This window comes from Campylobacter sp. US53 (assembly GCF_004378995.1).
In the GTDB taxonomy this organism is placed as follows: domain Bacteria; phylum Campylobacterota; class Campylobacteria; order Campylobacterales; family Campylobacteraceae; genus Campylobacter_D; species Campylobacter_D jejuni.
The window spans coordinates 38635-50598 of the sequence record NZ_RYYH01000004.1; the positions used below are offsets into that span (position 1 = coordinate 38635).

At 30.3% G+C, this 11964-nt stretch carries 11 protein-coding genes; all 11 read left to right on the plus strand.

What is annotated here, in order from left to right; translation table 11 throughout:
- Positions 1-768: an HAD-IIA family hydrolase gene (locus ELQ05_RS04120; RefSeq protein ID WP_134239960.1), complete on the plus strand. Its 768-nt coding sequence runs from the start codon at positions 1-3 to the stop codon at positions 766-768.
- Complete coding sequence (gene pheA / locus ELQ05_RS04125; RefSeq protein WP_126393744.1) at positions 756-1829, plus strand: prephenate dehydratase; 1074 nt, start codon at positions 756-758, stop codon at positions 1827-1829. The genes ELQ05_RS04120 and pheA overlap by 13 nt, the downstream gene beginning before the upstream one ends.
- Positions 1819-2913: a histidinol-phosphate transaminase gene (hisC, locus tag ELQ05_RS04130; protein WP_134239961.1), complete on the plus strand. Its 1095-nt coding sequence runs from the start codon at positions 1819-1821 to the stop codon at positions 2911-2913. The genes pheA and hisC overlap by 11 nt, the downstream gene beginning before the upstream one ends.
- A 51-nt stretch (positions 2914-2964) precedes the next feature.
- Entirely contained in the window at positions 2965-4647 is a 1683-nt protein-coding gene (gene fliF / locus ELQ05_RS04135) for a flagellar basal-body MS-ring/collar protein FliF (protein WP_070316709.1), read from the plus strand.
- Positions 4647-5675 carry a flagellar motor switch protein FliG gene (fliG, locus tag ELQ05_RS04140; protein ID WP_002854670.1) on the plus strand — a complete coding sequence of 343 codons (1029 nt, stop codon included), beginning with the start codon at positions 4647-4649 and terminating at the stop codon, positions 5673-5675. The genes fliF and fliG overlap by 1 nt, the downstream gene beginning before the upstream one ends.
- Before the next feature lie 7 nt (positions 5676-5682).
- On the plus strand, positions 5683-6513 hold the full coding sequence (gene fliH, locus ELQ05_RS04145) for a flagellar assembly protein FliH (RefSeq protein WP_002876898.1): 831 nt from the start codon (positions 5683-5685) through the stop codon (positions 6511-6513).
- Positions 6506-8353 carry a 1-deoxy-D-xylulose-5-phosphate synthase gene (gene dxs, locus ELQ05_RS04150; RefSeq protein ID WP_070316710.1) on the plus strand — a complete coding sequence of 616 codons (1848 nt, stop codon included), beginning with the start codon at positions 6506-6508 and terminating at the stop codon, positions 8351-8353. Before fliH ends, dxs begins: the two co-directional genes overlap by 8 nt.
- Positions 8354-8438: 85 nt before the next feature.
- Positions 8439-8849, plus strand: coding sequence for a peroxide-responsive transcriptional repressor PerR (gene perR, locus ELQ05_RS04155; protein ID WP_134239962.1), 411 nt, complete (start codon positions 8439-8441; stop codon positions 8847-8849).
- Between the two features lie 45 nt (positions 8850-8894).
- The gene (locus tag ELQ05_RS04160; protein WP_002892855.1) at positions 8895-10091 is read left to right on the plus strand and encodes a hypothetical protein; all 1197 of its coding nucleotides are present in this window, start codon (positions 8895-8897) and stop codon (positions 10089-10091) included.
- 2 nt (positions 10092-10093) lie between these two features.
- Entirely contained in the window at positions 10094-10801 is a 708-nt protein-coding gene (ubiE, locus tag ELQ05_RS04165) for a bifunctional demethylmenaquinone methyltransferase/2-methoxy-6-polyprenyl-1,4-benzoquinol methylase UbiE (RefSeq protein WP_002872421.1), read from the plus strand.
- The gene (gene xseA, locus ELQ05_RS04170; protein ID WP_044305779.1) at positions 10798-11961 is read left to right on the plus strand and encodes an exodeoxyribonuclease VII large subunit; all 1164 of its coding nucleotides are present in this window, start codon (positions 10798-10800) and stop codon (positions 11959-11961) included. Before ubiE ends, xseA begins: the two co-directional genes overlap by 4 nt.
- Positions 11962-11964 lie beyond the last annotated feature (3 nt).

Consider the following 11964-nt stretch of genomic DNA (forward strand, 5'->3'; position numbering starts at 1 on the left):
ATGTTTTTTTTAGATGTTCAAGGGACTTTAATTTCTGATCATGATAAATCTTTAATCCATGGTGCTAAAGAATTGATTGATTTTTTAAATGCAAAAAATCTTCCTTATCTTACCATTACTAACAATACAAAAAAACTTGATTTTTTAGAAAAATTACAGCAAAAAGGATTGGCTATAAAAGAAAATGCTTATATTGATCCTTTCAGCGTTTTAAAACACCTTTTAAGACCTTGTAAAGTTGCGGCTTTTGGTGCAGATGAGTTTGTAAAAAGTCTTGAAAATCTTGGTTTTGAGCTCGATTTTGTAAATCCTAGTGCTGTGCTTGTGGCTAGCTATGATGATTTTAAATTTAAAGATTTTGCCACTATGATAGAATTGGCTAAAAGAGAAGTTAGATTTATAGCTATGCACGAAACTAGTATTTATAAAAAAGATGGTAGGCCTTATCCTGGTGTAGGTAGCATTATGGCTATGCTTAAAAATGCTATTGATTTTGAATACGAGGTTGTGGGTAAGCCTAGCATTGTTTTTTATAAAGAAGCTTTAAATTTGATAAGAAGACAAAATTCAAAAATCGATTTTGAAGATATTAAAATCATTAGTGATGATTTTAGGGGTGACTTGCTTAAGGCAAAAGAACTTGGCATGAAAACCTTGCTAGTTTTAAGCGGCAAGATAAGCGACACAAAAGGGCTTGATACGGATTTGCTTGATGGAGTTTACCCTAGTGTTTTTGAGTTTTTAAAGGATCTAAAATGCCAAATTTAGAAGAATTTAGAAATAAAATCGATGCGGTTGATGATAAAATTTTAGATCTTTTAAATGAAAGAATGACTTATGTTAAAAGTATAGGTGAGCTTAAACAAAGTAGTGGGGGAAGTATTTATCGTCCTGAGCGTGAAAGAGCCATTATCAATCGTTTAAAAAATGCAAATTTAGGACTTTTAGATCAAAATGCCATAGAGGCAATTTATCAAGAAATTTTTGCAGTTTCAAGAAATTTAGAAATGCCTCAAATTGTAGCTTATTTAGGGCCTGAAGGAACTTATACGCATCAAGCAGCAAGAAGTCGTTTTGGTGCGATGAGTCGTTATATAGCCTTGGCCAATATCGAAGATGTTTTTAAAGAGTTAAGTAACAAAGAAGCAAAATACGGTGTTGTACCTATAGAAAATAATACCGAAGGTGCAGTGGGCATTACTTTAGATTGTCTAGGTAAGTATAATGAGCTTAAAATTTTTGGCGAAATTTATATGGATATTCATCATTCTTTTGTAGGAATTAATGAAAATTTAAAAGAAATCAAACGCATTTATTCGCATCCGCAAGGTTATAATCAATGTCGTAAATTTTTAGAAAGTCATGAACTTAGTGCTATAGAATTTGTTCCTTCAAAATCTACAGCTAATGCAGCTTACCTAGCTTCGCAAGATAAATATGCAGCAGCAATTTGTTCTAAAATAGCGGCTAAACTTTATAATGTGCCCGTACTTTTTGATAAAATAGAAGATAATGCAGCCAATAAAACAAGATTTTTAATTTTAAGCGATATTAAAAATCCTAAAATGCCAAATTGTAAAACTTCTATTTTAGCACACACAGCACATAAACCTGGTGGGCTTAGCTTTTTATTAGAGCAGTTTAAAAAAGAAAATATCAATCTTACTAAGCTTGAATCTCGTCCTGTAAAATCAAAAGAATTTTTACACAGTTTTTATATAGATTTTGAAGGGCATATTGATGATGAAAATGTAAAAAAAGCCTTAAAAGATATACAAGAGATTGTTTGGCTTGGATCTTATTTATCAGGAGAAAAAGATGAAATTTAATGAATTTTTAAATCATTTAAGCAATTATGAACCTGGCAAAGATATAGAAGTTATTGCTAAAGAATATGGCGTTAAAGAAGTGATAAAATTAGCAAGTAATGAAAATCCTTTTGGTACACCACCAAAAGCCATAGAATGTTTAAGACAAAATGCAAACAAAGCTCATCTTTACCCTGATGATAGTATGATAGAACTTAAAAGCACATTGGCTCAAAAATATAAAGTTCAAAATGAAAATATTATCATTGGTGCAGGTAGTGATCAAGTGATTGAATTTGCTATACATGCTAAGTTAAATTCTAAAAATGCTTTTTTGCAAGCTGGAGTTACCTTTGCTATGTATGAAATTTATGCCAAACAATGCGGTGCAAAGTGCTATAAAACTCAAAGCATTACTCATGATTTAAATGAGTTTAAAAAGCTTTATGAAGCACACAAAGATGAAATTAAACTCATTTTCTTATGCTTACCAAACAATCCTTTAGGCGAGTGTTTGGATGCAAGTGAAGTGACCAAGTTTATTAAAGGTGTGGATGAGGATTGTTTAGTTGTGATTGATGCAGCTTATAATGAATTTGCAAGTTTTAAAGATAGCAAAAAACATTTAAAACCTTGTGAATTGATTAAAGAATTTGACAATGTACTTTATTTAGGAACTTTTTCTAAACTTTATGGATTAGGAGGCTTACGCATTGGTTATGGTATAGCTAATGCTAATATTATTAGTGCATTTTACAAGCTTCGTGCGCCTTTTAATGTGAGTAATCTTGCTTTAAAAGCAGCAGTTGCAGCAATAGATGATGATGAATTTACTAAAAAAACTTTAGAGAATAATTTTTCTCAAATGGAGCTTTATAAAGAATTTGCTAAAAAATATGATATTAAAATCATTGATAGTTATACAAATTTCATCACTTATTTTTTTGATGAAAAAAATAGTACAGATTTGTCTGAAAAATTGCTTAAAAAGGGTATAATAATAAGAAATTTAAAAAGCTATGGTTTAAATGCTATACGCATTACTATAGGAACATCTTATGAAAATGAAAAATTTTTTACAGAATTTGATAAGATTTTAAGATAGATAAATCAAATAAAAATATGCAAAATTCGCTAAACTAAGGGATGAGAATTAATGGATTTTAAAAATATGCTTCATCAAATTGGGCAACTTTATCAAAATTTAACTCGCAAGCAGCGTATAGTGATTGCTGCATCTATTGTAGTAGTGGTTGGGTTTTTGGTTTTTTTAGCTTTATTTCGTGGAAGTGGTAGTAATGCAAATAATGGATATGCAGTTTTAGTTGAAAATGTAAGCCCAAGTTCTTCTGCTGCAATTGTAGCTAAACTTGAACAAAATAATATTCCCTATAAATTAGAAAGTGAAAATAAAATTTTAGTTCCACAAGATCAGGTTTATCGTCAAAGAATGTTTATTGCAAGCGAAGGTCTTATAAAAGATAGTCGCGTGGGTTTTGAAGCTTTTGATACTCAAGCTTTTGGAGCTACAAATGAAGAGCAAAAGGTAAAATACCAAAGAGCCATAGAAGGCGAACTTGCAAGAACTATTGAGACTTTAGAACCTATTCGTAGCGCTGTTGTACACATAGCATTTCCTAAAGATAGTGTTTTTACTGAAAGGCAAATTCCGCCTACAGCTTCAGTTGTTGTTAATGTTCGCGAAGGCTTAAAGCTTACTAGAAAACAAATTGATGGTATAAAAAATATTGTTTCAGCGGCAGTTCCAAAACTTACTAAAGAAAATGTTAAGATTAGTGATCAAAGTGGTGTGCCTTTAGATGAGCAAGAAGCATATGAAGATGACTTAGTTCGTGCGCAAATTAAATTTAAAAGTGATCAAGAAAAAGCTTTAGAAGATAAGATTATAGAAAATTTAGCTCCTTTTGCAGGTGGTATGGATAAAGTAAAAGTGAGTGTAAATATAGATTTTGATTTTTCCAAGCAAGAATCTCAAAGTGAAATTTATGATCCAAATCCTATAGTGCGTAGTGAGCAGACTTTAAACGAAGAAAGAACAGGTAGAAAAGATCCAGAAATTCAGGGTGTTCCAGGTGCTGTTTCTAATATAGGTCCTGTTGAAGGACTTGACAATAAAGGTCAAATTGACACTTATAAAAAAAATCAAGTTACTACAAATAATGAACTTTCTAAAACTATCACAAATACCAAAAAACAATTTGCAACAGTTTTACGCACTTCAGCAGCTGTTACTATAGATGGAAAATATCAAGATGTGGTTGATGAAAATGGGGATGTGAAAAGTGAATATGTCCCATTGACTAAAGAAGAGCTTGCAAGTGTTGAGAGTATAGTTAAAAATACTATTAATTTTAGCGCTACTAGAGGTGATAGTGTTGTAGTGCAAAATTTGCCATTTCATCGTGAGTCGATTAGAGTTGAGAGTAAAGTTAAAACTTTTTACAATCGTTTTGTTGAGCCATTTATTCCGCCGGTTAAGTATTTTATTGCAGCGATTTTACTTTTTATTTTTTACAAAAAAGTCATTGCTCCATTTACTCAAAAAATGCTTGAAGATGTCGCAGCGCAAGAAGAAATGCAGCAAGGTCCAAATGCTGTTTTAGATGATGTTGAAGATACTTTGGAAAAAATGAATGCAGCAAGGAAGAAAGTTGAAGAACAACTTGGTTTTGGGGATAACTTCAATGAAGATTCTATCCAGTATGAGGTTTTACTTGAAAAATTGCGTGGTTTGGTAAGTGATAAAAGTGAGGAAATTGCTGCACTTTTGCAAAACTTAATTCAAAATGATAGCGAATTTGGCGAAAAGGATATGTGATGATAAAGCTAAGTGAAGAACAAAAAATGGTCTATGATGATTTATCGATGCCTGAGAAGGTAGCGATATTTCTTATACAACTTGGCGAAGATGCAACAACTTCTGTGTTTTCACATATGGAAATTGATGTAATTACAGAAATTTCACGTTATATTGCTATGGCTAAAAATGTTGATAGATCTGTAGCTACTGCGGTTTTAGAAGAATTTTACACTCTGCTTCAATCAAATCAATATATTAAAAGTGGTGGTTTGGAATATGCTAAAGAAATACTTTTTCGTACTTTTGGGCCAGAGATTGCAAATAAAATTCTTGAAAAACTTACTAAAAGTATGGAGAATAATCAAAATTTTGCTTATTTGGCACAAATTAAACCACAGCAACTTGCAGACTTTATTACCAAAGAGCACCCACAAACCATCGCTCTTATTTTGGCACACATGGATTCTATTCATGCGGCAGAAACTTTAGAGTATTTTAGTGATGAATTAAGGGCTGAGGTGGTTATAAGAATGGCAAATCTTGGCGATATTTCTCCAAGTATTATTAAAAGAGTTTCTGCAGTGTTAGAAAGCAAGCTTGAAAGTCTTACCTCTTATAAGGTTGAAGTGGGCGGCCCAAGAGCGGTAGCAGAAGTGCTTAATCGTTTGGGTCAAAAAGCAAGCAAATCAACCATTACTTATATTGAACAAAGTGATGAACGCTTAGCAGAGACTATTAAAGAGCTTATGTTTACTTTCGATGATATACAAAAACTTAGCACTCAAGCTATAAGAGAAATTTTAAAAGTAGCCGATAAGCGTGATTTAATGATAGGTTTAAAAGGTGCAAGTGAAGAGTTAAAGCAAAAATTCTTAGCCAATATGTCTACGCGTGCAAGCGAAGCTTTTCTTGAAGAAATGGGTTTTTTGGGTGCTGTGCGTGTTAAAGATGTTGAAGATGCGCAAAGAAAGGTTGTTGAAGTGGTGCAAAAACTTGCAGAACAAGGTCTTGTTCAAACAGGCGATGCGGATGAAATGATAGAGTAGGTGAGAGATGGTTAATCGTAGCAATGTAATTTCTGGTGGGGCTTCTGATCAGCATGTTGTTGAAGGATATCGTTTTAAAGTTATTTCAGAATTTGATAATCATACAGGTGAAAAAAAACATACTCAAACTCCAGATGAAGAAAATGCTAATATATCTTTAAATGATGAAAAACCAGTCGAAGAAAATCAAGCCATTGCCCCTACGCAAGCTGTTATGGAAACTCAAATTCCAACATTTCAACCAAGCTTTGTTGAAGATTTGCTTAAAAAAACAGATGAAATGTCAAGCAATATTATTAAACTTCAAATGCAAATAGAAAGCCAAGAGAATGAATTTAATAACCGCTTAAATTCAGAACTTGAAAATGCTAAAGAAAAATTTGCCAAAGAAGGTTATGAGAAAGCAAAAGAAGAATTTCAAAAGGAATTGAGTGATTTTAAAGATAAGTATTTAAAAAGTATAGCCAAACTCGATAATGCTTGCGAAAATCTTGAAAATTTCATAGAAAAAAATGAGAAAGAATTAGCAGATACTGCTATAGATATCGCTAAAGAAGTAATCTTAAAAGAGCTTGAACTAAATTCAAGTAAGATAGCTTATGCTTTGGCCAAAGATTTAATCGGCGAGCTTAAGGGTGCTAGTGCAATTGAGCTTAAGGTTAATGCAGAGGATTATGAGTATTTAAAAGAGCAATTTGATCAGAATGCTCATATTAAAATAAGTCTTGATGATGCAATTAGCAAAGGAAGTGTTGTTATTATAAGTGACGCAGGCAATATAGAATCCAATCTTAACTCTCGTCTAACTAAAATTAAAAAAATGGTGAATAATGAGTAAAAAATTTGCCCATACTCAAGAAGAGTTAGAAAAGCTAAGTTTAAAAGAATTAGAAAATTTAGCAGTATCTATGCGTGAAAAAATCATACAAGTTGTGAGTAAAAATGGTGGGCATTTAAGTTCAAATTTGGGTGCTGTAGAACTTAGTATAGCAATGCATTTGGTTTTTGATGCAAAAAAAGATCCTTTTATTTTTGATGTGTCGCATCAGTCTTATACACACAAGCTTTTAAGCGGAAAAGAAGAAATATTTGATACTTTAAGACAAATCAATGGTCTAAGTGGTTATACAAAACCTAGCGAGGGAGATTATTTTGTAGCAGGGCATTCTAGCACCTCTATTTCTTTGGCAGTAGGTGCTTGTAAGGCCATTGCTTTAAAGGGTGAAAAGCGTATTCCTGTTGCTTTGATTGGAGATGGTGCTTTAAGTGCGGGTATGGCCTATGAGGCTTTAAATGAATTGGGTGATTCTAAATTTCCTTGCGTAATACTTTTAAATGATAATGAAATGAGTATCTCAAAACCAATTGGAGCAATTTCAAAGTATCTTTCTCAGGCTATGGCAACGCAGTTTTATCAAAGTTTTAAAAAGCGTATTGCTAAAATGTTGGATATATTGCCTGATAGTGCTACTTATATGGCTAAGCGTTTTGAAGAGAGTTTTAAACTTATTACTCCTGGGCTTTTGTTTGAAGAATTAGGGCTTGAATATATAGGGCCTATTGATGGACATAATTTAGGTGAAATTATTTCTGCATTAAAACAAGCAAAAGCTATGCAAAAGCCTTGTGTGATACATGCTCAAACCATAAAGGGTAAAGGCTATGCTTTAGCTGAAGGAAAACATGCTAAATGGCACGGGGTGGGAGCCTTTGATATAGATAGTGGAGAGAGTGTTAAAAAAAGTGATACTAAAAAATCTGCTACTGAAATTTTTTCTAAGAATTTGCTTGATTTAGCCTCAAAATATGAAAATATTGTTGGGGTTACGGCGGCTATGCCAAGTGGAACAGGTCTTGATAAGCTTATAGAAAAATATCCAAATCGTTTTTGGGATGTGGCTATTGCAGAACAGCATGCAGTAACTTCTATGGCCGCTATGGCAAAAGAAGGATTTAAACCTTTTATTACAATATATAGCACCTTTTTGCAGCGTGCTTATGATCAAGTGATCCATGATTGTGCGATTATGAATTTAAATGTGGTTTTTGCTATGGATAGAGCAGGGATAGTAGGCGAAGATGGGGAGACGCATCAAGGTGTTTTTGATCTTAGTTTTTTAGCTCCTTTGCCAAATTTCACTCTTTTAGCCCCAAGAGATGAACAAATGATGCAAAATATAATGGAGTATGCTTATTTACATCAAGGACCTATTGCTTTTCGTTATCCTAGAGGGAGTTTTATTTTGGATAAAGAATTTAATCCTTGTGAGATAAAACTTGGTAAGGCACAATGGCTTGTAAAAAATAATAGTGAAATTGCTTTTTTAGGTTATGGACAAGGTGTGGCAAAAGCGTGGCAAGTCTTAAGAGCCTTGCAAGAAATGAATAATAATGCTAATTTGATTGATTTAATTTTTGCTAAACCTTTAGATGAAGAGCTTTTGTGTGAGCTTGCTAAAAAAAGTAAAATTTGGTTTATTTTTAGTGAAAATGTTAAAATTGGCGGTATAGAAAGTTTAATTAATAATTTTTTACAAAAATATGATTTGCATGTAAAAGTTGTTAGCTTTGAATATGAAGACAAATTTATTGAACATGGAAAAACAAGTGAGGTGGAAAAAAATCTAGAAAAAGATGTCAATAGTTTGTTGACGAAAGTTTTAAAATTTTATCATTAAATAATAAAAAATATTATTTAATATAAACTTCTTTTAATAAAAATTTTATTATTATTTTTACTTAAAAAAGCAAGGAATAAATAAAATGGAATTACTACAAATGCTTAAAAAACATGAGTTAAAAGCTACTCCGCAAAGACTATGTGTTTTAAAAATTTTAAAAAGACATGAGCATCCTAATATTGATGAATTATATACAGAAATTAAAAAAGAATACCCTTCAATCTCTTTAGCGACGGTTTATAAAAATCTTAATACTTTACAAGAACAAGGTTTAGTTGTTGAAATCAATGTTTTAAATCAAAAAACTTGTTACGATATTTATGAAGAAGAACATATTCATGTTGTTTGCGCCAAATGTGGTGGTATAGAGGATTTAAGTTTTAAAGATGCTAAGCTTTATGAATATCAAGAGCATTTAGAAAAAAAGATAGGCAATTTCGTCAATCATCTGTCTGTTTGTGCTTATGTTGATAGTTGCAAAAAGTGTCATTAAGCAAAATAAGGTTAAAATAACCCATATATTTTAAGGGTTATTTTAATGGTTTATGAAATTCAAAAAAACTTTTTACTATCTGATTGCACTCTTTTAGAGAATTTAAAAAAAGATAATATACCTTTTCGAAATTCTAAATTTGAAACTTTTTATACTCAAATAACTTCAAATCATAGTGTTAAATTTCAAAGTTTTTGCAATGAATTTTATAAAATTACAAAATTTAATAATTCAATTTTAGAACAGAATCAAGAAGAGAAAATTTCTAAAAAAAAATTTGAAAAAGCTCGAAAAAAGATTATAGGAAAGAGTATTAAAAAAGAACGCTTCGAATTTAAATTTTGCTCTTTAAAAAGTTATATTGATATTTATGAAGAGCCTAAAATTTGTATTTTAAAAATATTTTTTCCAACTTTGGATAGTTCCAATGAATTTAAAATTCCTAAAGATTTTAAAATTCAAAAAGAATTACATCATGATTTAAATTCTAAACATATTGTTTTATATGGTTTTGAATATCAAAATTTTGATATAGAGAAATGTTTTAAAATTATAGAAAAAAATCAGAATTTTAGCTTGGATTTTCCAAATTATATTAATGCTTATGATGGATTTAGAATTTTTTTATTTTATTTATTTAAAAAATTAAAATTTTATTGGACTTTATCTTTAGAGAGAAAAGATAAGCAAAGTTTATGCGAATTTTTATTTTATTCAAGAAGCTTGTATATAGTTTTATCAAGCATGAATACTATTTTAGATAAAAATTTGAGTAATATTTTGGCTTTAAAGTTTAAAGATATAACGAAAAAAACTCAAGATATTTTAGCAAGTGAAAATTCAAATCAAGATTTATTGCTATTTTTAAGCGATGAAAAAATCCAAGATTTGTTTAATGATTTTGATTTTTTCATAAAGGAAAATTCTTTTTATGAAGGCGATTGCAAAGATAGGTTTTTTAAACAACTTGTTGCGTTAGAACTTAGAAAAAAAATTATTTTATTTAGAAAAAATATACTAAAAAATTTTGATTTAGAGCTTTTTGAAAATAGTTTTTTTGAATTGGCAATATTTTTAGAATATTTTTATCGTTTTTTAGAGATAAAAAATTTAAACAAACTTTATGAAAAATATTGCAAAGATAGGGATAAAAATATTTTTTCGAAAATAATCAATAATAAAAATAAATTTTGCAAATTGCTTAAAAAATCAAGTAAAAATTTGAAAATTTACAAAGGATAAAAATGCAAAAACAAGAAAAAATTATAGAAATGTTTAATCAAATTGCACCTACTTATGATAAGGCAAATAGAATTTTAAGCTTTGGAGCTGATGTAGCGTGGCGCAAAAAAGCTTGTCAAAGAGTGATGAGTTTGTATTTAAAAAAAGATTTAAAAATCGCTGATATTGCCTGTGGCACAGGGGATATGATAGAGATTTGGCAAGAGAGTGCTTTAAAAATGGAAAAAAATATTTTAAATATTAAAGGTATTGATCCAAGTAGTGGCATGCTAAATGTTGCAAAAGAAAAATTTCCAAATGTCGAATTTATAGAAGCAGGGGCGCAAAATTTACCTTTAGAAAGTCAAAGTTTAGATATTTTAAGCATTAGTTATGGCATTCGCAATGTTGTAGAAAGACAAAAAGCCTTAAGTGAATTTGCTAGAGTACTTCAAAAAGATGGTATTTTGGTAGTTTTGGAATTTACAAAAAGAGAAAAGGGTGGATTTATAGCAGCTTGTAGAGATTTTTATCTTAAAAATATTTTACCAAGTATAGGTGGGATAATCAGTAAAAATAAAAGTGCTTATGAGTATTTGCCAAACTCTATTGAGGGATTTTTAAGTAAGGAAGAGTTCATCTTGGAACTTAAAAATGCTGGTTTTGAAATGCTTGATTATAAAAGTTTTAGCTTTGGCGTGAGTTCAATGTTTATAGCAAAAAAACTATGACACCAACAGAATTAAATCTTAAGGCAAAGGCTTTATTAGAAACACATTTTGATGATATAGTTTTAAGTGGAGAAATTTCAAAAATTACTTTACATGGTTCAGGGCATTGGTATTTTGATTTAAAAGATGAAAGATCAAGCATTGCTTGTGCTATGTTTAAAGGAGCTAATTTAAAAGTCGCGTTTAAACCAGCGGTGGGGGATTTTTTAGAGCTTTGTGGAAGTGTGAGTTTATATCCTGAAAGCGGTCGTTATCAATTTATCGCTACTAGTATGAAAAAAGCAGGTTTTGGGGATTTGGAGGCACAGTTTTTGGCTTTAAAAGAGCGTTTGCAAAAAGAAGGACTTTTTGATCCACGCTTTAAAAAATCTTTGCCAAAATTTCCTAAAAAAGTAGGCATTATCACTTCAAAAACTTCTGCTGCTTTGCAAGATATGCTAAAACTTATTCATCAAAAAGAATATTTTTTGGCAAAAATTTATATTTTTGATGCTTTAACTCAAGGAAATAATGCTCCTTTTTCTCTTATACAAGCTTTAAAAAAAGCCGATGATATGGATTTAGATGTTCTTATTATAGCACGTGGTGGAGGAAGCAGGGAAGATCTTTTTTGTTTTAATGATGAAAATTTAGCAAGAGAGATTTTTAAAGCAAAAACTCCTATTATTTCAGCCATAGGACATGAGATTGATTATGTTATTAGTGATTTTGTTGCAGATTTTAGAGCTCCAACGCCCTCAGCTGCTATAGATACTTTGTTTTATTCTAAGCTGGATATAGAGCAAAGTTTGGATTTAATGGAAGAAAAATTAATGCAACTTTGGAATCATAAAATACAAAATTATGAAAATTTGCTTTTAAATTTAAGCAAATTTTTCAAATTTAATTCTTTGCCAAAAATAATAGATGAAAAAATAAAACAAAGCCATAATATAGAAAAGCAATTAAATCATCTACTGGCAAATCAAATGCGTTATAATGAATTAAAATTAGATAAATTGCAAAATGCTTATTTGCAACATGAGAATTTTTTTAATAAAAGCAAAAAGTTTATTTGTATCAGAAAAAATGGTAAAATAGCAAATTTAGAAGATCTTAAGAGTGATGATATCGTTATTTTAAGTTCTCAAACTTCTCAAAAAGAAGCAAAAATTTTATAAGGA

What these genes read in the sequence shown, in the direction of transcription:
- ubiE (WP_002872421.1), top strand. Translation starts at nt 10,094, where the DNA reads ATGCAAAAACAAGAAAAAATTATAGAAATGTTTAATCAAATTGCACCT.
- fliG (WP_002854670.1), top strand. Translation starts at nt 4,647, where the DNA reads ATGATAAAGCTAAGTGAAGAACAAAAAATGGTCTATGATGATTTATCG.
- hisC (WP_134239961.1), top strand. Translation starts at nt 1,819, where the DNA reads ATGAAATTTAATGAATTTTTAAATCATTTAAGCAATTATGAACCTGGC.
- fliH (WP_002876898.1), top strand. Translation starts at nt 5,683, where the DNA reads ATGGTTAATCGTAGCAATGTAATTTCTGGTGGGGCTTCTGATCAGCAT.
- dxs (WP_070316710.1), top strand. Translation starts at nt 6,506, where the DNA reads ATGAGTAAAAAATTTGCCCATACTCAAGAAGAGTTAGAAAAGCTAAGT.
- pheA (WP_126393744.1), top strand. Translation starts at nt 756, where the DNA reads ATGCCAAATTTAGAAGAATTTAGAAATAAAATCGATGCGGTTGATGAT.
- xseA (WP_044305779.1), top strand. Translation starts at nt 10,798, where the DNA reads ATGACACCAACAGAATTAAATCTTAAGGCAAAGGCTTTATTAGAAACA.
- ELQ05_RS04160 (WP_002892855.1), top strand. Translation starts at nt 8,895, where the DNA reads ATGGTTTATGAAATTCAAAAAAACTTTTTACTATCTGATTGCACTCTT.
- fliF (WP_070316709.1), top strand. Translation starts at nt 2,965, where the DNA reads ATGGATTTTAAAAATATGCTTCATCAAATTGGGCAACTTTATCAAAAT.
- perR (WP_134239962.1), top strand. Translation starts at nt 8,439, where the DNA reads ATGGAATTACTACAAATGCTTAAAAAACATGAGTTAAAAGCTACTCCG.
- ELQ05_RS04120 (WP_134239960.1), top strand. Translation starts at nt 1, where the DNA reads ATGTTTTTTTTAGATGTTCAAGGGACTTTAATTTCTGATCATGATAAA.